The organism is Streptomyces sp. NPDC059785 (assembly GCF_042732375.1).
Lineage (GTDB): Bacteria > Actinomycetota > Actinomycetes > Streptomycetales > Streptomycetaceae > Streptomyces.
This window is the reverse complement of the sequence record NZ_JBHWHV010000079.1, coordinates 19,639-37,362: the sequence shown is the minus strand read 5'-3', so window position 1 is coordinate 37,362 and position 17,724 is coordinate 19,639. Positions and strand designations below refer to the sequence as shown.

At 73.5% G+C, this 17,724-nt stretch carries 21 protein-coding genes; 10 read left to right on the top strand and 11 right to left on the bottom strand.

The features are described from left to right. Nucleotides 1-315: 315 nt before the first annotated feature. Nucleotides 316-528 carry a hypothetical protein gene (locus ACFV6E_RS38260; RefSeq protein ID WP_385468076.1) on the top strand — a complete coding sequence of 71 codons (213 nt, stop codon included), beginning with the start codon at nucleotides 316-318 and terminating at the stop codon, nucleotides 526-528. A 151-nt stretch (nucleotides 529-679) separates the two neighbouring features. On the opposite strand, the gene ACFV6E_RS38255 is transcribed toward ACFV6E_RS38260, so the two are convergent. Further along, nucleotides 680-1,012, bottom strand: a complete 333-nt coding sequence (locus ACFV6E_RS38255) for an ABC transporter permease (RefSeq protein WP_385468073.1) — start codon at nucleotides 1,010-1,012, stop codon at nucleotides 680-682. Between the two features lie 130 nt (nucleotides 1,013-1,142). Beyond that, entirely contained in the window at nucleotides 1,143-1,385 is a 243-nt protein-coding gene (locus ACFV6E_RS38250; protein WP_385167931.1) for a hypothetical protein, read from the bottom strand. A 346-nt stretch (nucleotides 1,386-1,731) separates the two neighbouring features. Here ACFV6E_RS38250 and ACFV6E_RS38245 point away from each other — a divergent pair, with 346 nt between their 5' ends. The 3 genes from ACFV6E_RS38245 to ACFV6E_RS38235 all read left to right on the top strand — a co-directional run bounded on the left by ACFV6E_RS38245 (nucleotide 1,732) and on the right by ACFV6E_RS38235 (nucleotide 4,004). Further along, entirely contained in the window at nucleotides 1,732-2,481 is a 750-nt protein-coding gene (locus ACFV6E_RS38245; RefSeq protein ID WP_385167933.1) for an SDR family oxidoreductase, read from the top strand. A gap of 107 nt (nucleotides 2,482-2,588) precedes the next feature. Next, the gene (locus tag ACFV6E_RS38240) at nucleotides 2,589-3,455 is read left to right on the top strand and encodes a TIGR03620 family F420-dependent LLM class oxidoreductase (RefSeq protein WP_385468070.1); all 867 of its coding nucleotides are present in this window, start codon (nucleotides 2,589-2,591) and stop codon (nucleotides 3,453-3,455) included. Nucleotides 3,456-3,527: 72 nt separating this feature from the next. Further along, entirely contained in the window at nucleotides 3,528-4,004 is a 477-nt protein-coding gene (locus tag ACFV6E_RS38235; protein WP_385167937.1) for a MarR family winged helix-turn-helix transcriptional regulator, read from the top strand. Here ACFV6E_RS38235 and ACFV6E_RS38230 read toward each other — a convergent pair. Further along, nucleotides 3,964-4,995, bottom strand: a complete 1,032-nt coding sequence (locus ACFV6E_RS38230) for a DNA-3-methyladenine glycosylase family protein (protein WP_385468067.1) — start codon at nucleotides 4,993-4,995, stop codon at nucleotides 3,964-3,966. The genes ACFV6E_RS38235 and ACFV6E_RS38230 overlap by 41 nt on opposite strands. A gap of 2 nt (nucleotides 4,996-4,997) precedes the next feature. Beyond that, entirely contained in the window at nucleotides 4,998-5,369 is a 372-nt protein-coding gene (locus ACFV6E_RS38225; RefSeq protein WP_385468064.1) for a VOC family protein, read from the bottom strand. Between the two features lie 158 nt (nucleotides 5,370-5,527). Between ACFV6E_RS38225 and ACFV6E_RS38220 the strand changes: the two genes are divergently transcribed. Beyond that, nucleotides 5,528-5,998 carry a MarR family winged helix-turn-helix transcriptional regulator gene (locus tag ACFV6E_RS38220; protein WP_385167943.1) on the top strand — a complete coding sequence of 157 codons (471 nt, stop codon included), beginning with the start codon at nucleotides 5,528-5,530 and terminating at the stop codon, nucleotides 5,996-5,998. A gap of 37 nt (nucleotides 5,999-6,035) precedes the next feature. On the opposite strand, the gene ACFV6E_RS38215 is transcribed toward ACFV6E_RS38220, so the two are convergent. Then, entirely contained in the window at nucleotides 6,036-6,899 is an 864-nt protein-coding gene (locus ACFV6E_RS38215; protein ID WP_385468062.1) for a helix-turn-helix transcriptional regulator, read from the bottom strand. A gap of 152 nt (nucleotides 6,900-7,051) precedes the next feature. Between ACFV6E_RS38215 and ACFV6E_RS38210 the strand changes: the two genes are divergently transcribed. Beyond that, the gene (locus ACFV6E_RS38210; RefSeq protein WP_385468059.1) at nucleotides 7,052-8,047 is read left to right on the top strand and encodes an aldo/keto reductase; all 996 of its coding nucleotides are present in this window, start codon (nucleotides 7,052-7,054) and stop codon (nucleotides 8,045-8,047) included. Nucleotides 8,048-8,097: 50 nt separating this feature from the next. Here ACFV6E_RS38210 and ACFV6E_RS38205 read toward each other — a convergent pair whose 3' ends face one another. The 3 genes from ACFV6E_RS38205 to ACFV6E_RS38195 form a co-directional block, all read right to left on the bottom strand. Further along, nucleotides 8,098-9,312 carry an alpha/beta hydrolase-fold protein gene (locus ACFV6E_RS38205; RefSeq protein WP_385468082.1) on the bottom strand — a complete coding sequence of 405 codons (1,215 nt, stop codon included), beginning with the start codon at nucleotides 9,310-9,312 and terminating at the stop codon, nucleotides 8,098-8,100. Between the two features lie 47 nt (nucleotides 9,313-9,359). Next, nucleotides 9,360-10,376 carry a FecCD family ABC transporter permease gene (locus ACFV6E_RS38200; RefSeq protein ID WP_385468081.1) on the bottom strand — a complete coding sequence of 339 codons (1,017 nt, stop codon included), beginning with the start codon at nucleotides 10,374-10,376 and terminating at the stop codon, nucleotides 9,360-9,362. A 62-nt stretch (nucleotides 10,377-10,438) separates the two neighbouring features. Further along, on the bottom strand, nucleotides 10,439-11,488 hold the full coding sequence (locus ACFV6E_RS38195) for a FecCD family ABC transporter permease (protein ID WP_385167949.1): 1,050 nt from the start codon (nucleotides 11,486-11,488) through the stop codon (nucleotides 10,439-10,441). A gap of 94 nt (nucleotides 11,489-11,582) precedes the next feature. On the opposite strand from ACFV6E_RS38195, the gene ACFV6E_RS38190 reads away from it, so the two are divergent. Further along, nucleotides 11,583-12,569: an ABC transporter substrate-binding protein gene (locus ACFV6E_RS38190; RefSeq protein ID WP_385167951.1), complete on the top strand. Its 987-nt coding sequence runs from the start codon at nucleotides 11,583-11,585 to the stop codon at nucleotides 12,567-12,569. Nucleotides 12,570-12,668: 99 nt separating this feature from the next. Further along, nucleotides 12,669-13,352, top strand: a complete 684-nt coding sequence (locus ACFV6E_RS38185; RefSeq protein ID WP_385468056.1) for a class I SAM-dependent methyltransferase — start codon at nucleotides 12,669-12,671, stop codon at nucleotides 13,350-13,352. A 6-nt stretch (nucleotides 13,353-13,358) separates the two neighbouring features. Here ACFV6E_RS38185 and ACFV6E_RS38180 read toward each other — a convergent pair whose 3' ends face one another. Continuing rightward, entirely contained in the window at nucleotides 13,359-13,922 is a 564-nt protein-coding gene (locus tag ACFV6E_RS38180) for a cysteine hydrolase family protein (RefSeq protein WP_385167955.1), read from the bottom strand. A 115-nt stretch (nucleotides 13,923-14,037) separates the two neighbouring features. Here ACFV6E_RS38180 and ACFV6E_RS38175 point away from each other — a divergent pair, with 115 nt between their 5' ends. After that, the gene (locus ACFV6E_RS38175; RefSeq protein WP_385167957.1) at nucleotides 14,038-14,592 is read left to right on the top strand and encodes a hypothetical protein; all 555 of its coding nucleotides are present in this window, start codon (nucleotides 14,038-14,040) and stop codon (nucleotides 14,590-14,592) included. 99 nt (nucleotides 14,593-14,691) lie between these two features. Here ACFV6E_RS38175 and ACFV6E_RS38170 read toward each other — a convergent pair whose 3' ends face one another. Then, nucleotides 14,692-15,261, bottom strand: a complete 570-nt coding sequence (locus ACFV6E_RS38170) for a DUF664 domain-containing protein (RefSeq protein WP_385468053.1) — start codon at nucleotides 15,259-15,261, stop codon at nucleotides 14,692-14,694. A 188-nt stretch (nucleotides 15,262-15,449) separates the two neighbouring features. On the opposite strand from ACFV6E_RS38170, the gene ACFV6E_RS38165 reads away from it, so the two are divergent. Next, nucleotides 15,450-17,054, top strand: coding sequence for an alpha/beta hydrolase (locus tag ACFV6E_RS38165; RefSeq protein ID WP_385468051.1), 1,605 nt, complete (start codon nucleotides 15,450-15,452; stop codon nucleotides 17,052-17,054). Between the two features lie 22 nt (nucleotides 17,055-17,076). On the opposite strand, the gene ACFV6E_RS38160 is transcribed toward ACFV6E_RS38165, so the two are convergent. Beyond that, entirely contained in the window at nucleotides 17,077-17,673 is a 597-nt protein-coding gene (locus ACFV6E_RS38160) for a TetR/AcrR family transcriptional regulator C-terminal ligand-binding domain-containing protein (RefSeq protein WP_385167963.1), read from the bottom strand. Nucleotides 17,674-17,724: the final 51 nt, after the last annotated feature.

Below are 17,724 nucleotides of genomic sequence, written 5' to 3'. Positions count from 1 at the left end.
GGGGGGGGGGGGGGTGGGGTGGGGGCGCCCTCCCGCGCGCGGGGGGGGGGGCGGCGGGGGGGGGCGGGGCCCCCCCCGGGGGGGGCGGGGGGGGGGGGCCCCGGGCGCGCGGGGCGGATGGACGGGCCGGGCCTTCCGGCGGGCCGGAGACGGTCCCGCGGGTCAGTACTCCACCACGCGGTAGCAGCGGCGCAGGTCGAGGGAGTGGTCGCGGACCCGCTCCAGGTGCTTGCTGACCCGGTTCATCACGGTGTCCAGGACCAGCGGGGCGAGCAGTCCGCGGAACTACGGGCTGATGCCCTCCAGGGGGTAGTCGTGGGTGTCGAAGACGGTGACGTCCTTGGAGACGCGCCGGGCGAACGCCTCGGCCCGGTCGGTCAGCGCCCGCGTCTCGTCCTCGCCCTGGAAGAGGCCCTGCGGCGCCGGGAGAAGAGGACGTTCGCCCCGGCGATGACCAGTCCGCCGACGAAGATCAGCGTTCCCATGACGTTGACCTGCGGGGGTACGCCGGTACGGCTGGCGCTGTAGACCCACAGCGGGAAGGTGACCGTACGGCCGGCGTTGAAGCTGGTGATCTGGGTGCGGGCCCGTGGACGGCGTTCCGCCTGGTCACCCTGCCGATGCTGCTGCCCGGGGTGGCCTCGGGCGCCCTGCTCTGCTTTGCCCTGGCCGTCGACGACTACGCGAGGACGACCGTCCAGTAGCCGCGCGGCACGCCCATGACGATGAACAGCGACAGCAGGGCGGCGCCGAGGGCGATCTCGGGGGCCGCGATGGCGGTGAACATCAGCAGGTCCACCGAGCCCCGGCCGCGGAAGCGGTGGCGGCCGAGCGCGAGCCCGATCGGGGTGCCCAGCAGGGTGGCGACCACGGCGACGACCAGGGCGATGGTGAGGCTGCTGACCAGCGCGGAGGTCAGATTGGGGATGGCGAACAGGTGCCGGTACCGGTTCAGGGGGAAGCCCTGCCAGGTGAAGTTGACCTTGCTGCCGGTGTCGTCGAAGCCGAACAAACGATCATCACGGCGATCGGCAGCAGCAGCCAGGCCGGCACCAGCGCGCTGTACAGGGTCAGGGTGGGGCGGCGGCGCACCCGTACGGCCGGGCGGGACCGGGGTGCGGCGGGGGCCAGGGTCTCGGTGCTCATCGCGCGACCGCCTCCAGCACGTCGTCGGTGCCCAGGGCGCGGGCACAGGTGAACACGGCCAGCAGCAGCGCGCCCATGAGGACGAAGGACAGCGCGGCGGTGCTCGGACAGTCGTGGTTGGTGAAGTACTCGGTTTGGATGATGTTGCCGGTCATCGTCGTGGAGGGGCCGCCGAGGATGCCGGCGTTGACGTAGTCGGCGCAGGCCGACATCCTGGTCCGCCGCGTGGGCGGTGCCACGGCCCGGCCCCGCCCGGAACACCCTGCGCACCACCTACGTCCCGCGCGAGTCGACCGGCCCGGCGCCCGCGCGCGTACGGCGGCTGCGGGCACCGGGGGAGTGACACGGCCGCGGCTCGCGAGGGACGCCGTGCGCTCCGTGTGCTGACGCGTCATCAGTAGTGGGATCGGTACCGGACGCCTCCAGCGGTGCGGGCCGGCTGCGGTGAGTGGCCGACGGCCGGAGATTTAGTTGACGTGTCACCTATTCGGGGTTAAGTTGATTGAGCTTTGAACGAACCCCTCGGGGGCCGCGCGGAGCGCAGTAACTCAATGGCTCGGCAACCCAGTAGCTCAGGAGACAGTCATGGGACAGCTTGACGGGAAGACCGCCGTCGTCACGGGCGGCACCAGCGGTATCGGGCTCGCCGCGGCCCGCCGTTTCAGCGAGGAGGGCGCCCGCGTCTACATCACCGGGCGGCGCAAGGAGGCGCTGGACGAGGCCGTCGCGCTGATCGGCGGTGCCGTCACCGCCGTACAGGCCGACAGCGCGCAGCCGGCGGACCTGGACCGGCTCTACGCCGCCGTCGCCGAGCAGGGGCACCACATCGACGTCCTGTTCGCCAACGCCGGCGGCGGTGAGTTCGCCACCCTGGAGCAGGTCACCGAGGAGCACTTCGACGCGACGTTCGGCGCGAACGTCAAGGGCGTGCTGTTCACGGTCCAGAAGGCCCTGCCGCTGCTGAACGACGGCGCCTCGGTGATCCTCACCGGCTCCACCGCGGCGACCACGGGCGGCGAGGCCTTCGGTGTCTACGGCGCCTCCAAGGCGGCCGTCCGGTCCTTCTCGCGGACCTGGGCCAACGAGCTGAAGGGGCGCGGCATCCGCGTCAACACCGTGGTCCCCGGCCCGATCGAGACGCCCGGGATCAACGGGCTCGCGCCCGACGAGGAGCAGGCCGCGCAGTTGCGGGACCACTTGGCGAGCACCGTGCCGCTGGGGCGGATGGGCCGGCCCGCGGAAGTGGCCTCCGTCGCCCTCTTCCTGGCCACCGCCGAGAGCAGCTTCGTCACCGGCACCGAGCTCTACGTCGACGGCGGCGCCAACCAGGTCTGACCGGCGCACGGCAGCGAGAGAACAGCAGGGCAGGACAGCGAGTACGCGGCGGCGCGCGGCCTCCGGCTCCGGCCGGAGGCGCGCCCGGCCCGGGGACGGAGAACATCATGTACATCGGACGGACCGGTATCTGGAGCCCCGAACTGCGCACCGCGCAGGATCCCGTGGAGACGCACGAGGCCGCGGCCGAACTCGACCGGGCCGGGTGGGGCGCGCTGTGGATCCCCGGACTCGGCGGCGGTGACGTCCTCGGCGACGCCGAGCGGCTGCTGCGGGCCACCGGGAACGCGGCCGTCGCCACCGGCGTGTTCAGCATCTGGCGGTACCCGGCCGAGGAGATGGCCGCCGGGCACGCGCGGCTCCAGCAGAGCTACGGCCGCCGCCTGCTGCTCGGGCTCGGCGTCGGCGACGCGGCGACCGCCCGGGGCGCCGGAGGCGTCTACCGCCCGCTGGCCGCCATGAACGACTACCTCGACCGCTTCGACCGGGCGCCCGTGCCGGTCCCGGCCGGCGAACGCGTCATCGCGGCCATGGGCCCGAAGCTCACCGAGCTGGCCGCCCGGCGCGGCGCGGGAACGCACCCCTTCATGGTCACCCCCGACTTCACCGCCACCGCACGGTCCCTGCTCGGCACCGGCCCCCTGCTGGCGCCGTACCAGGCGGTCGTGGTGGACCGCGACGCCGACCGGGCCCGCGCCACCGCCCGGAGCTTCCTCGCGCCGTTCATCGGCATGGCGCACTACGCCGGCAGCCTGCTGCGCCAGGGGTTCACCGAGTCCGACCTGGCCGGCGGCGGCAGTGACCGGCTCATCGACGCGGTCGTGGCCCGGGGCGACGTCGAGGCCATCGGCAAGCGGGTCCGCGCCCACCACGACGCCGGTGCCGACCATGTCGCGCTGCACGTCATCGGCGGGCGGCCCGGACTGCCCCGGGCGCAGTGGCGGGAACTGGCCCCGCTGGCCCGGGCCGAGTGAGGGCGAGCCGCCAAGGGGGCCGGTACGAGGGCGTCGATGTGTGACGCGTCAACCGTCTCGTACAGTGAACCCATGAGTGCGGAACCTCGCTGGCTGAGCATGACCGAAGAACAGGCGTGGCGCGGACTGCTGCGCATGCACGACGTACTGGTCGACCGCGCCGGCCGGTCCATGCAGGACGCGTTCGGACTGTCCGCCGCCGACTACACGGTCCTGGCCGAGCTGACCCGGGCGCCGGGCGGCCACCTGCGCATCTCCGAGCTGGCGCGGGTGCTCAACTGGGAGAAGAGCAGGCTGTCGCACCACCTGACCCGGATGGGCAAGCGCGGCCTGACCGCCCGCGAGGAGTGCGCCGACGACCGGCGCGGGGCGTTCGTCCAGGTCACCCCGGCGGGCCGGGAGGCCATCAGTGCCGCCGCCCCGCACCACGTGGAGGACGTCCGCCGGTTCTTCCTCGACCATCTCACCCCCGGCCAGATCGCGTTGCTGGGGGAGATCGCCGAGGTGGTCATCGAGAAGAACGGCGGTACGGACCGGGCGCCCGCGTGACGCGCGGGTCCGCGTGCGCCCGCAGCAGCAGGGCGGTCCAACTGCGGTAGGGCCGCCACCGCTCCGCGAGGCGTGCGAGGGCAAAGACGCCGGGCGAGCCGTCCGCGAGGCCGTACGCGTCGGTCATGGCGGCGTGCAGCCGGGGCTCGTGACGGGGCAAGAGGTCCGGGTGGCCGGCGCCGCGGACGAGGACGAGTTCGGCGGAGAACGGGCCGATGCCGGGCAGTTCCCGCAGCGCGGCGAGGGCGTCCTCGGCGGGCAGCGCGCGCAGGCCGGCCGCGTCCAGTTCACCGGCGGCCGCGGCGTCGGCCACGGCGTGCAGCCGGCGCAGCTTGACCTCATCGAGGCCCGGGAAGCTCGTGACGGTGCGCAGCACCTGCGGGGCGGGGAAGGCGGACAGCTCCTGCCCGGCGACCTCGACGCGGTGGCCGTACCGCTGGGCGAGCAGCGTCCTGACCGCGGCGGCGTGGCTCATCCGGACCCGGTGGCCGATGATCGCCCATGCCGCCGCCTCGTAGGGCGAGTCGAAGCACACCGGCCGCAGTCCGGGGAACTCCGCCAAGAGGCCGGCCGCCACCGGATCGGCGGATGCCAGTGCGGGGAAGCGGGAGCCGTCCACGTCCAGGGAGAGGGCGCGGGCGACTGCCGCCGTCGCGGCAGCCCAGGGTTCTTCGCCGGGCGAGGGGGCGATGCTCTCGAGGGCGGCCGGGTGCAGGGTGACGTCCGCTTGCACCGTCCCCCCGTCCGCGTGCACCGCCCCTTCCTCCGGGAGCCGTGTGATGCCCGCTCGCTCCGCGCCGTCGTCCGCCGCCGTCCGCTCCTGCCGTACGGCGGCGGTGACGGTGAAGCGGCCGTCGTCCGAGGGGAACGCGAGGCGGAGCACCCCGTCCCGCCGCCCTCCCGTGTAACAGGCCGGAGTGAACGTCTTGAGGAAACGCAGGGCGGCCGTGAGCGAGAACGGGCCGCGGGCGGTGAGGACGACGGCGGTCACGGTCAGCCTCCGTGCACGGTGAGCCGGTAGCCCTCGGGGCCGGTGAAGGAGAACGTCGGCCCGAACGGGCTGTCCTGGAGCGGGCCGACGTCCCGCGTGTCCGCCTCGGCCAACTGCTCGCGCAGCGCGCTCGCGTCCGAGGTGCGCAGCCACAGCGCCACGCCCAGGCCGGGGCGCGCGTCGCCGTCCAGGTCGGTGCCCGGAAGCGGCTCGCGGACGGCGAACGGGATCGGGCTGGTGGTGAAGACGACGGCGCCGGGCGGCGAGGCGGGGGCCCGGCGCAGTCCGAGGCGCTCCTCGAAGAAGGCGGCCGCGGCGGGCACGTCCTTCACCTGGAGAGCGATGAAGTCGGGGCCGTCGACGGTTGCGGGCATGGGTTCCTCCAAGGCGTTGGTGTCAGGGCTCGATGTCCAGACCCGGCACCGGGACTCGACGCCGGGCTCGATGTCAGGGCTCGACGCCGGGACTCGATGTCAGGACTTTGACATGCGTGACTGTAGGCGCGGGCGCTCGCACATGTCAAAATGCTGACATGGAAGACCGTGCACCCCTGCCCTCGCCCCACCCCGCCAAGGACGTCACCGAGCACGTCGGATACCGACTCAAGCGCGCCTCGGCCGCGCTGCGCAGCGCCATGGACAAGGCCCTGCGCGAACACGACCTCACCGTCCCGCAGTACTCCTGCCTGGAACTGCTCGACGAGCGGCCGGGTCTGTCCAACGCCGAACTGGCCCGGGGCACCTTCGTCACCCGGCAGTCGGCCAACGTCGTCCTGCGCGGCCTCAAGGACGCCGGACTCATCACCCGGCCGGACACCACGGACCACGGCCGCGCCCTGCCCGTTCACCTCACCCCGGCCGGACAGCGGCGCCTGCACGCCGCCCGCCGAGCCGTCTACGCCATCGAGGAACGCATGGTCGCGGCCATGCCCGCACGGCGCCTCACGGCGCTCCTCGCCGACCTCGACACCATGACCGGGGCCCTCGGAGCCCTCGGCGACTGACTGAGGCGGTTCCGCCACTGCGGCGGAACCGTCCGGTTCAGCGCGCGGTGGTGTCCGTCGTACCGGAGGCGGGGAACTCCTCGGTGCCCAGCACCCGCAGCAGTTCCAGGCGCTCGCGGGTCCCGGCGTCCGCCGGGGTGAGCACCAGCAGCAACTGGCCCTGGTCCGGGGTGAGCAGGGTCTCGCAGTCCATCGTCAGCGGGCCCACCCGCGGATGCACCAGGGTCTTGCGGTCGGCGCGCCGGACGGCCACCTCGTGCTCCGCCCAGAGGCGGCGGAAGTCCTCGCTCGCGGCCCGCAGCCGGTCGATGAGCCCGGCCACCGCGGGATCGCCCGAGCGGCGGCCGGCGGTCGCCCGCAGGTCGGCCACGAGCTGGCGGGCCTGGCGCTCCCGCTCCTGAGGCAACCCGACCTCGCGGGCGGCCGGTTCGGTGAACCAGCGGTACGCCATGTAGCGCCGGTCGCCGGTGAAGCGGGTCAGGTCCCCGGCCATCAGGACCGACGTCCGGTTCTGCGCGAGGACCTCGCCCAGGTCGGACAGGACCAGGGCGGGGGTGTCGCCGAGCAGGTCCAGCATCCGGATCAGGCCGGCGCGGGCGAGGCGTGCCGTCCCGTCGGCGGGCGGAGGCGCGTGCCCGGCCAGGTGGAACAGATGGCCGCGCTCGTCGTCGGACAGCCGCAGCGCCCGGGCCAGCGCACCGAGCAACTGCGGCGAGGGCTGGCTGCTGCGGCCCTGCTCCAGCCGTACGACGTAGTCCACCGACATGCCGGCCAGCATGGCCACCTCTTCCCGGCGCAGGCCGGTGGTACGGCGGCGGGGGCCGTCGGCGATGCCGACCTCGGCCGGGCGGATCGCCTCGCGGCGGCGGCGGAGGAAGTCGGCGAGCTGCTCACGTTCCATGCCCCCATGGTCCCTCGCGGCGGGCGGGCCGGGCCAGGGAGCGGCACTCCCATGATGAACGCTCCGCTCCCGCCCGCCGCGGCGCGGGCGCAAGGTGGTGGCGGATCGACGGCCCGCGGTGGCCGTCGGCGGACGACCTGAGGAGATGCGCGATGCAGACACGAACCCTTGGCAGCACCGGACCCGCCGTTTCCGCGCTGGGCCTCGGCGCGATGGGCATGTCGGGGGCCTACGGAGCCGCCGACCGCGCGGAGAGCGTCGCCACCGTGCACGCCGCGCTGGAGGCCGGTGTCACCCTGATCGACACCGGTGACTTCTACGCCGTGGGCCACAACGAGCTGCTGCTCGCCGAGGCGCTGCGCGGCCGGAACCGGGACGACTACCTGCTGAGCGTCAAGTTCGGCATGCTGGTGAGCCCCGGACAGCACTACGGCGGACACGACTGCCGTCCCGAGGCGGTGAAGAACTTCCTGGCCCACTCGCTGACCCGGCTGGGCGTCGACCACATCGACATCTACCGTCCCGCCCGGCTCGACCCGGCCGTGCCGATCGAGGAGACGGTGGGCGCGATCAAGGAGATGATCGACGCCGGGTACGTGCGCCACCTCGGCCTCTCCGAGGTGGACGCGGCGACGATCCGCCGGGCGCACGCCGTGCACCCGGTCGCCGACCTCCAGATCGAGTACTCGCTGATCTCCCGTGCCGTGGAGGCGGACGTGCTGCCGACACTGCGGGAGCTGGGCATCGGCCTGACCGCGTACGGCGTTCTCGGCCGCGGGCTGATCTCCGGGCACTGGTCGGCGGGGCACAGCGCGGGCCCCGGTGACATGCGCGGCTTCAGTCCGCGGTTCTCGGACGAGAACGTGGAGCACAACCTCGCGCTCGTGGCGGCGCTGCGACGCGTCGCCGAGGCCAAGGGGTGCACGGTCGCCCAGCTGGCCATCGCCTGGGTGGCCGCGCGGGGCGAGGACATCGTGCCGCTGGTCGGCGCCCGAACCCGCGAGCGGCTTGCCGAGGCGCTGCCCGCGCTGGAGGTGGAGCTCACCGCGGACGACCTCGCCGAGATCGAGAAGGCGGTGCCCGCGGGGGCGGCGCGCGGCGACCGCTATCCGTCCGGGTTCATGGACAGCCTCGGCGTGGGCAACTGACCCCCCCGGCCGCCCATCCGGTCCCTCCGTCCTGCTGTCCTTGCACGGTGTCAGCCGGTGAGTCCGGCCATGAGCGCCGCGGCCCAGCAGCAGTGGTCATGGCCGCCGGTGTAGACGTGCAGGGAGACGTCGAAGCCACGGGCCGCCATGAGCGAGTGCAGTGCGCGCAGGTCGTCGACCATGCCGCCTTCGTTGGAACCGACGTCCATGCGGATGGTGACGTCGCCGACCTGCGCCGCGGCGGCCTGTTCGTACAGCCAGGTGTCGGCCCCGGGTGCAATCACCCGCGGCCGGGCGGTCATGCCGGGGCGCCACCAGGTCGAGGCCGAGTGGGCGAGCACGGTGCCGAACGCCTCGGGCCGGCGCAGGGCCGCCGCCAGCGCCGTGAGGCCGCCGAGGCTCTGGCCGCTCAGGACGGTGCGCCCGGTCCCCGCCCAGCGGGGGAGTGCCTTGGTCACGGTGGGCAGGATCTCGTCGGCGAGGGTGTCGATGAACCGCGGACTCGCGCCGAGTTGCCGCATCCGCTCCTCGGGGGTGGCTCCCGCTTCGATGCCGACGACGGCCGTGGGCGGCATCCGGCCCGCCTCGACGGCCGCGGTGACGGCGCCGGTGATGCCGTACCGGTCGAACCACCGCTCGCCGTCGAAGACGACGAGCAGCCCCAGTTCCGTGTCCGGGCCGCCGGTGGCGGGCACGAAGCGCCGTACGCGGTAGGCGGTGCCGTCGGCGGCGGTGAAGCCGAACGCGTCGGTGCGGCCGCCGGTGGTGCGAGGGCCCGTGAGCCATTCGGCCAGCGAAGGGGCGCCGGACAGCTCGATCATCGAGCCGAACGGGCCCGTGGCGTGGCGGTTGAAGGGATCCGTGCGGTCGTCGGGCAGTCCGCGGGCGGAGCCGGCGCGCGGGCCGTCCGCCGTCAGGTGCGGATCGTCCGGGCCGAAGGGGTGGACGCGGTAGGCGCAGCGCAGCCCGAGGGGGAGGCGCAGGCTGACGTACCAGAGGGAGGTGTCGCCCAGGCGGCGCATCATGCCGCGGCGGGCGTGCTGCTTGTCGGTGACGCGGTTCGCCATGACGTAGACGCCCGCCACCGGCCGGTCCTCGCGCCACACCACCGTCACCAGGCGTTCCTCCGGGGCGCCGGGTACGGGTTCGACCAGGGGCGCGCCCTCGTCCGCCAGTTCCCGCCAGAAGCGGTCCAGGGCCGCGCTTCCCTCCGTCCTCGTCTCGTGCAGGAGCCGCGCCAGCCGCGGACTGCCGACCGCCGTCACGTCGCTCAAGGCGCCCTCGCTTCCTTCCTTCATGGCGTTCGCTCGTCTCACAGATGGTGCGCCCGGCGCTCCCGCAGCAGCAGCCAGGCCAGGTACAGTCCGCCGCCCACGCCCGTCACCACGCCGACCGGCATCAGCGCGGAACCGGTCACGCGCTGGGTGACCAGGTCCGCGGTGGCGACCAGCAGGGCGCCCATCCAGGCGGCGGGCAGTACGTTCGGACCCGCGGCCCGGGTGAGGCGGCGCGCCAACTGCGGTGCGGCCATGGCCAGGAAGGGGATCGGGCCCGCCGCGGCCACGGCCATGGCGGTCAGTCCGGTGCCCGCGCTCAGCAGCACCAGACGGCTGCGCTCCGCCGGTATCCCGAGCGCGCCCGCCGTGTCGTCGCCCATCTCGAGCACCGTCAGCCGCCGCGCGTACCCGAGGACGACCGGGGCGCAGACGAGCAGGCCGAGCGCGGCGATGCGGACCTCGCTCCAGCCGCGGTCGTTGAGGGAGCCGATCATCCAGCTCGCGGCCTGCGCCGCCTTGCCGATGTCGGCGCGTACGTAGAGGAAGCTGGTCGCCGAGCCGAGGACCGCGGACATGCCGATGCCGACCAGGACGAGCCGGTAGCCGTGCACGCCGCGGCGCCAGGCCAGCAGATACACCGCCGTGGCCGTGGCGAAGCCGCCGAAGACCGCGCCGAAGGCAGTCTGGGGCGCTCCCGCGTCGAGGAAGATGATCGCGACGAGCGCGCCCGCGGAGGCGCCGTTGCCGAAGCCGATGATGTCCGGGCTGCCCAGCGGGTTGCGGGTCAGCGACTGGAAGACGGCCCCGGCCATGCCCGTGCCGAAGCCGACGAGGACGGCCGTCAGGGCGCGCGGCAGCCGCAGGTCGAGCACGATGAACTCCGCGCCGGGCGGCCCGTTCCCGGCGAACGTGCGCAGCACCTCGACGGGGGACAGCTCGTACGTTCCCGTACCGACGGAGAGCACGACCACGACCGCGCCGACCACGATCAGCGCGACGCAGACCAGGACGGTGCGCGGGTCGAAGCGTACGGAGTAGCGGCCGGCCCGCATCCGGCCGTGGCGCCAGTCGCGGCGGACGGCGTGGCCCCGCCGGGTCTTGTCCTCGACCGGGCTCACAGCTGGGCCACCTTCCGCCGGCGTACGAGATGGATGAAGAGCAGACCGCCCAGGAACGAGGTCACGATGTCGACCTCGATCTCGGACGGCGCCACCACGATCCGGCCCAGTACGTCGGAGACGAGCATCAGGGCCGGCGCGAACAGCGCGCAGCAGGGCAGCAGCCGGCGCGGGTCGGGGCCGGTGAACGCGCGGACCGCGTGCGGGATCATCAGCCCGATGAAGCCGATCGGCCCGCACACGGCCGTCGCGCCGCCGCACAGCAGGGTGATGGCCACGATCGACAGCACGCGGGTGCGCCGGACCGAGGTGCCGAGCGCGCGGGCGTGGTCCTCGCCGAGCGAGAGGGCGCCGAGCGGCCGGGCCAGCGCGAACGCCAGCAGTGCGCCGCAGACCAGGAACGGCAGCGCGGTGAGCAGGAGTTGCGGGTCGCGCTTGGCGAGGGTGCCGACCGACCAGTACCGCATGGAGTCGAGGGTGCTCAGATCCCACTGCTGGAGGCCGTTGACATAGCCGAACAGGGCCGCGTTGACGGCCGTGCCCGCGAGCGCGAGCCGGACCGGGGTGGCCGAGCGGGTGCCGCCGAGCGCGTGCACGGCGACGGCGGTGACGGCCGCGCCCGCCAGCGCGAACCACAGGTAGCCGGAGATCGAGGTGATGCCGAAGACGCTGATCGCGGTGACGACGGCGGCGGACGCGCCCGCGTTCACCCCGAGCAGTCCCGGGTCGGCCAGCGGATTGCGCGTCAGTACCTGCATCACGCCGCCCGCGAGGCCGAGCGCCGCGCCGACCGCGATGCCGATGAGGGTCCGCGGCAGCCGCAACTCCCGGACGATGTTGTCGAATCGTGACCCGGAGGGCGAGAACAGGCCCGACCAGACGTCGCCGAGCGGGATCCGCTCCGTGCCCACGGCCAGCGACAACGCGGCCGCCGCGAGCAGCAGCGCGACACCGAGCAGCAGGCCCGCGGCGAGTGGAAGGCGGCTGCGGCGGGGGACCGGGAGCCGCCGCGTCGCTCCCGGGTGGAGAGGTGTTTCTGTCGGCATGCGATGAGCTTAGGCTAACCTAACCTGGCTTGCCGACGGCTGTGCCGCCAGCGCAGCGCCGTTCGCCCTCTTTGCCCTTAGGAGCCTCACAGACATGTCCTCCACTCGTACCTCCCGCCGCGCGGTCCTGCTCTCCTCGGCCGTCGCCGTCACGGGAGCCCTGCTCCTGAGCGCCTGCGGCAGCGACAGTGGCGACGACGGCGACAGCGGCAAGCAGAACGCGGCGTCGGACACGCGCCGGATCACCGACGCCCAGGGGCGCAAGGTCGAGGTGCCCAGCGACCCCAAGAAGGTCGTCGCGCTGAGCGAACCGACGCTGGACGCCGCGCTCGCGCTCGGTGTGGAGCCGGTCGGTACGACCGCGGGCCGGGGACAGAAGGGCGCGTCCACGTACCTCGCGGACAAGGCGTCCAAGGCGCAGGTCGTCGCCACCGTCGCCGAGGCCGACATGGAGAAGCTGGCCGCGCTCCAGCCCGACCTGATCCTGCTGGACGAGACGACCGGCGCGAAGAAGACCGTCGACAAGCTCCAGGAGATCGCGCCGACCGTCGTCACCGCCAAGCTCAACGAGGACTGGAAGAAGGCCTTCACCGACACCGCCGACGCCCTCAACAAGAAGGCCGACGCCGAGAAGTGGCTGACGGACTTCGAGACCCAGGTCGCCGACACCAAGAAGCAGCTCGGCGGCAACGCGGGCAAGTCGGTGTCCGTGGTCCGCTGGCAGGACGGCGCGCCCTCCGTCGTCGGCAAGGGCGACGGGGTCGTCGGCTCGACCCTGAAGGCGCTCGGCCTGACCCGGCCGGAGGACCAGCAGGGCGCGAGCACCGGGCACAGCGAGCCGGTCTCCCTGGAGAAGCTCGACACCATCGACGGCGACTGGCTGTTCCTTGGCACGCTCGGCGACGAGGCCGACGGAGAGAAGGCGTACGCCGAGGCCCAGAAGGTCACCAACTTCAACAAGCTGAAGGCCGAGAAGGACAAGCACGTCGTCGTCATCGAGGGCTCGGCCTGGAACAGCGCGGGCGGCCCGCTCTCCGCGCAGATCGTCCTGGACGACGTCAAGGCGGCCCTGGCGAAGTGACGCCCGGCGGGCACCCGCCGTCCCCGTCCCCGTCCTCGTTCTCGTCCCCGGCGTCCTCGGCCTTGACCTTGCCCGAAGGTGAAGGCCGAGGGTGTCGGCATGAACGACGACGCTCTCCTGGCCGAGCAGCTGGCCTACTACCGGGCCGGCGCGGCCGAGTACGACCGGCCCTACGCGGAGCGCGCGCACCTGCGCGAGCTGCTGACGGTCGTCGATGAACTCCCCGTCACCGGGGACGTGCTGGAGCTCGCCTGCGGTACGGGGCAGTGGACCACGAGGCTCGCGGCACGGGCCCGGTCGGTGACGGCGCTCGACGCGGCGGCCGGCATGCTGGCCCTCGCGCGGGCGCGTGCGACGTCCCCCCGGGTCCGGTTCATCGAGGCCGACCTCTTCGCCTGGCGACCGCCGCGCCGCTACGACACCGTGTTCTTCGCCTTCTGGCTCTCCCACGTCCCGCCGGCCCGGCTGACCGCCTTCTGGGACACCGTCGCCGCCGCGCTCGCACCCGGCGGCAGGGCGGTCTTCGTCGACGACGGCCCCGCCGCCGCCGCGGAGGAGGAAGTCCTCGCCGGCCGGCCCGTCCCGTCGGTCCTGCGCCGCCTCGACGACGGCAGCCGGTACCGCGTCGTGAAGGTGTTCCGCGACGCCCGTACCCTCACCGACGACCTCTCCGCGCGGGGCTGGTCGGCGCGCGTCAGGACGGTGTCCGGGTGCTGCGTGGGCGTCGCCGAACCACCGCCGGGCACCGGCACCTGTCCGGACGCCGCCGCCGGTTCCGGCTGACGCGGTCTACTGCGGTGCCGCCCCTTCGAGCCATTCCTCCACCGTGACGACGTCCGCCCACCGGGGGAACAGCCTCTCCGTGAGCAGCCGGTGCACCTCCGGATCGGTGTCCAGGCAGGCGTCCGCCAGGACGGTGAGGCCGAAGTCCAGGTCGACGGCCTGGCACAGGGTGGACAGGACCACGCCGCCGGTCGCGATGCCGGCGAGGACGAGGCTGTCGATGCCACGGGCCCGCAGCACCAGGTCCAGGTCGCTGCCCGAGAACGCGCTCCCGCGCCGCTTGGTGACCACCACGTCGCCCTGCCGGGGCGCGACGAGGGGGTGGATCCGGGTGCCGGGTTCGCCCTCGCGGAAGAGACCGGCCGCCACGGCGGGCGCGAGTGCCTTGTTGCGGGGGCCGACGTCCGGGAGGCCCGGCCGTAGGCCGATGACGACGTAGATGACGCACCTGCCCGCCGCGCGGGCCCCGTCGATCGCCCGGCGCAGGCGGGGCAGATACCCGGAGCCGTCGTCGGCGATGGCCACGATGTCCTGCTGGACGTCCATGACGAGGAGCGCGGTGTTGCCCATGTCTGTCGTCCTTTCGCCGGCGGAGCCGCGACGGCGATGCGACGTTATCGGTGCTGCCCGCGGGCGCGGAAGGCCGGCCGGGGCGTCGCTCGTGAGCCCCGATAGGGTGATCCACATGGAGTTCCAGGGGGCCGGCGGGCCGGTCGGCGTGGTCTGTCCGGGGTGCGGAACCGCCGGGGCGCGGACGGTCGGGGAAGCGCGCGGCGGCAAGGGCGCGATGCGCCAGGACCTGTACGGGCGCCTGGCGCCGGGACCGGACAAGTCCGGGGACGGCTGCGTGCACGCCCTGGAGGGACTGGTGCTCACCGGGATCGGAACCGCCCTCGCGTACACGGGAGTCCAGCAGGACAAGCCGCTGTACACGCTCGGCGGCGCGGCGCTCGCGCTGATCTGTCTCGTCGGGACCTTCGTGGTGGTGCGGGACGACCGCCGGGAGAAGGCCGCCGCCGGGGCCGGATCCCCGCGCGCGCGGCACCTGTGGGCGCCGGCGCACTACTGCGCCGGCTGCGGCTCGGTGTTCTGCCCGGGCGGCACCCCGTGGCGCGGCGTGCTCACCCCCGAGCAGTTCAAGAAACTGGTGTGGACCGAGGCGGGCTACGCCGGTCAACTGGCGGCCGGGGACAAGGCGAAGGACGCGGAGGTACCGGCGGGGGTACTGCCGTACCAGTGACCGGGAGCGCGTCGTAGCCATGGTGCGGCCGTCGCTGCGACGCAACCGGTGCCGCAGTTGACGCGGCCCCCGCTCAACTTCTCGCGCCCCGGCCCCCGATCACTGCCCCACCCTCCCGTCGACGCACTCGCGCAGCAGGTCGGCGTGGCCGCAGTGGCGGGCGTACTCCTCGACCCGGTGCACCAGCAGCTCCCGTACCACGATGGCGTCCTTGCCCAGGCGCTCGCCCAGGTCCGGGTGGCGGGCCGGCGCGGCGTCGGTCGCGGCCTGCGCGCGCTCCAGAGCGGCGTACGCCTCGTCGGCCACGGCCTGTTCGCCGACGGCTCCGTCGAAGTCCCCGTCGCCCTCCCCGTACAGCTTCGGCAGCGGGGCGCCGTCGCTGATCCAGTTGAGCCAGTCCCGTTCCGCCTCGGCGAGGTGTCTGACCAGGCCGAGCAGGGACATCGTCGACGGCGGGACCGACCGGCGGGCCAGTTGCTCCGGGGTCAGGCCCTCGCACTTCATCCGCAGGGTCAGACGGTAGTCGGTGAGGAAGTCCTCCAGCGTCGCGAGCTCGCCCTCCGGACTTCTCCCTTCGCTGTTACGGGGATCGTCCTCCGGGGCGGCCCACATGTCGGGGCAGACGGTCGCCCGGGTCCATCGCGCGGGTTGCTCGGTCATGCGCCCCATGCTCGTCCGCGACCGGCCCGCGCCGCCGGCGAATTGTGCCGCGCACGTCCTTGTCCCCCGAGCGAGCTACCCGAGCTGTCCACTGAGTGGTGACGTGCGGCACCGGCCGCCCCCGGTTGACTCGGCACCGGTCAACAAGACGGCCGTGCAACGGAGTTCGGCCGCACCGAGTAGCGAAGGGCGACACCATGACAGTGCTGCGCAGTTCCGGACGAGGCGGCCGGGCGGGGGTACGGCGGCTCGCCGCGGCCCTGGCGGTCACGGCGCTGGCCGGCGGTGGGCTGACCGCCTGCGACGAGGCGGACGCCGGGGACACGGCGCAGAAGAAGACGGCGGCCGGGCAGCAGACGGCACGGCACGCCGCCATCAGCTGGGGCACGTGCCCCGAACCCGCCGAGGGCACGACCCGCAACCCGGACCTGACCTGCGGAACGCTGAAGGTCCCGCTGGACTACCAGGACCCGGACGGTGAGCAGATCGAGATCGCGGTCTCCCGGCTCGCCGCCGCCAAGTCCGGCGCACGGCACGGCGTGCTGTTCCTGAACCCCGGCGGACCGGCCCTGGGCGGCCTGGACATGCCCGGCACCATGGCGGCCACCCTGCCGGAGTCCGTACGGAACACCTACGACCTGATCGGCTTCGACCCCCGCGGCGTCGAGCACAGCACCCCGCAGAGCTGCGGCTTCGACGACCCCACCGTGTACGGGCGCTTCCCCTATCCCGCGGCGGACGGCTCGATCGACGCCAACGTGGAACTTGCCGAGGCCGACGCCGCGCAGTGCGCCGACACGCTGGGGGAGAAGCTGAAGTACTTCACCACCGCCAACACCGCCCGGGACCTGGACCGCGTCCGCCAGGCGCTCGGCGAGCGGAAGATCTCCTACTGGGGGCAGTCCTACGGGACCTACCTCGGCGCCGTCTACCGGTCCCTGTTCCAGGACCGGACCGACCGGATGATCCTGGAGGGCAACGTCAACGCCACCAAGGTGTGGGCCGACGAGGTCGCCGACACCTGGGGCAAGGGCATGGCCGACCGCTTCCCCGACGCGGCGCGCGTCGCCGCGGCCCAGGCGGACACACTCGGCCTGGGAGACACCGTCGAGGACGTCACCGAGACCTACCTGAAGCTGGCCGACGGCCTCGACCGCGAACCCGCACCGCTCCCCGGCACGTCCCTGTCGCTGACCGGACCACTGCTGCGCACCGTCACCTACGGCATGCTGCTGCACAACGACACCCTCCGGCCGCTCACCGCGTTCTGGAAGGCCGCCGCCGACCTCGCCGACGGCAGCCTCACGGACGCCGACGCGAAGGTCCTCGAGCAGGTGCTCGCCGACACCCCGGCGTCCCCGGGCGTCCCCGCGGACAACCAGGTCACCATGTTCCTGGCCCTCACCTGCGGCGACGCCGCATGGCCGAAGGACGTGGACGGCTACGCCGAGCGCACCGCCGCCGACCGGAGGAAGTGGCCGCTCACCGCGGGCATGCCGGCCAACATCTGGGCGTGCGCGTACTGGGACGGGCCGGCGGAGAAGCCGGTCACCGTCGCCGCGAAGGGATCGCGCAACACCCTGATCCTCCAGAACCGCCGGGACAACGCCACCCCCTGGGAGAGCGGCGTCGCACTGCACAAGGCCCTCGGTGACCGCTCCGTGTTCGTGGGCGTCGACAACGGCGGCCACTACGTCTACGACGAGGGCTCCGCCTGCGCCGACAAGGCCACCGTCACCTTCCTGACCACGGGACGCCTGCCGGGCAGGGACCTGTACTGCACCGACGTCACCGGGAAGTGACCGGGACCCGGCGAGGGCCGGGTCAGTCCGCCGCCGGCGCCTCGCGCGACCGGCGGTGGTCCCGTACGGCGAGCAGGTTGCCCACGAGGCGTTCGGCGTCCGCGTCGGGGCTGAGCGGATCGCCCAGCAGGGCGTGCACATAGGCCGGGGCCAGCAGCAGTTCGCCGACGTCCATGAAGGTGAGCTCCGTGGTGCCGCTCGCGGCGAGCATGTCCTCGATCTGCCGCATCCGTGGCTCGGCGACCTCGCTCAGCCCCACGGCACCGCCGGTACGGGCCGCCGCGACGAACGCCCTGACGAACACGAGGTTGCCGGGCGAGCCGAGATCGGTGAGCAGCCCGCGCGCGTAGACGAGCAGATCGCCGCGCAGGTCGCCGGTGGCCGGCAGGGGCGAGCGGCGGCTCAGCTCCTCGAAGAGGGTGTCCAGGACCAGGCCCTCGGCGTTGCGCCAGCGCCGGTAGAGCGTGGCGAGATGGACGCCGGACCGCTCCGCGACCTCCGCCACCGTCACCGTGCCGTCCGCCGATTCGTCCAGCAGTGACCGCACGGCGGCGTGCACCGCCTCCCGCGTCCTGGCGGATCTCCCTCCGGGGCGGGTCGTCCCCGCTGCCTGTGTCATGCCGCCAGCTTATCGCGAGGCATTCGCGTTAGGCATTCCGTCGGTGTACCT

Excerpts from the sequence above, each read along its gene's own strand:
- ACFV6E_RS38245 (WP_385167933.1), top strand. The coding sequence starts at position 1,732 with ATGGGACAGCTTGACGGGAAGACCGCCGTCGTCACGGGCGGCACCAGC.
- ACFV6E_RS38240 (WP_385468070.1), top strand. The coding sequence starts at position 2,589 with ATGTACATCGGACGGACCGGTATCTGGAGCCCCGAACTGCGCACCGCG.
- ACFV6E_RS38235 (WP_385167937.1), top strand. The coding sequence starts at position 3,528 with ATGAGTGCGGAACCTCGCTGGCTGAGCATGACCGAAGAACAGGCGTGG.
- ACFV6E_RS38225 (WP_385468064.1), bottom strand. The coding sequence starts at position 5,369 with ATGCCCGCAACCGTCGACGGCCCCGACTTCATCGCTCTCCAGGTGAAG.
- ACFV6E_RS38220 (WP_385167943.1), top strand. The coding sequence starts at position 5,528 with ATGGAAGACCGTGCACCCCTGCCCTCGCCCCACCCCGCCAAGGACGTC.
- ACFV6E_RS38215 (WP_385468062.1), bottom strand. The coding sequence starts at position 6,899 with ATGGAACGTGAGCAGCTCGCCGACTTCCTCCGCCGCCGCCGCGAGGCG.
- ACFV6E_RS38210 (WP_385468059.1), top strand. The coding sequence starts at position 7,052 with ATGCAGACACGAACCCTTGGCAGCACCGGACCCGCCGTTTCCGCGCTG.
- ACFV6E_RS38200 (WP_385468081.1), bottom strand. The coding sequence starts at position 10,376 with ATGCGGGCCGGCCGCTACTCCGTACGCTTCGACCCGCGCACCGTCCTG.
- ACFV6E_RS38195 (WP_385167949.1), bottom strand. The coding sequence starts at position 11,488 with ATGCCGACAGAAACACCTCTCCACCCGGGAGCGACGCGGCGGCTCCCG.
- ACFV6E_RS38190 (WP_385167951.1), top strand. The coding sequence starts at position 11,583 with ATGTCCTCCACTCGTACCTCCCGCCGCGCGGTCCTGCTCTCCTCGGCC.
- ACFV6E_RS38185 (WP_385468056.1), top strand. The coding sequence starts at position 12,669 with ATGAACGACGACGCTCTCCTGGCCGAGCAGCTGGCCTACTACCGGGCC.
- ACFV6E_RS38180 (WP_385167955.1), bottom strand. The coding sequence starts at position 13,922 with ATGGGCAACACCGCGCTCCTCGTCATGGACGTCCAGCAGGACATCGTG.
- ACFV6E_RS38175 (WP_385167957.1), top strand. The coding sequence starts at position 14,038 with ATGGAGTTCCAGGGGGCCGGCGGGCCGGTCGGCGTGGTCTGTCCGGGG.
- ACFV6E_RS38170 (WP_385468053.1), bottom strand. The coding sequence starts at position 15,261 with ATGGGGCGCATGACCGAGCAACCCGCGCGATGGACCCGGGCGACCGTC.
- ACFV6E_RS38165 (WP_385468051.1), top strand. The coding sequence starts at position 15,450 with ATGACAGTGCTGCGCAGTTCCGGACGAGGCGGCCGGGCGGGGGTACGG.
- ACFV6E_RS38160 (WP_385167963.1), bottom strand. The coding sequence starts at position 17,673 with ATGACACAGGCAGCGGGGACGACCCGCCCCGGAGGGAGATCCGCCAGG.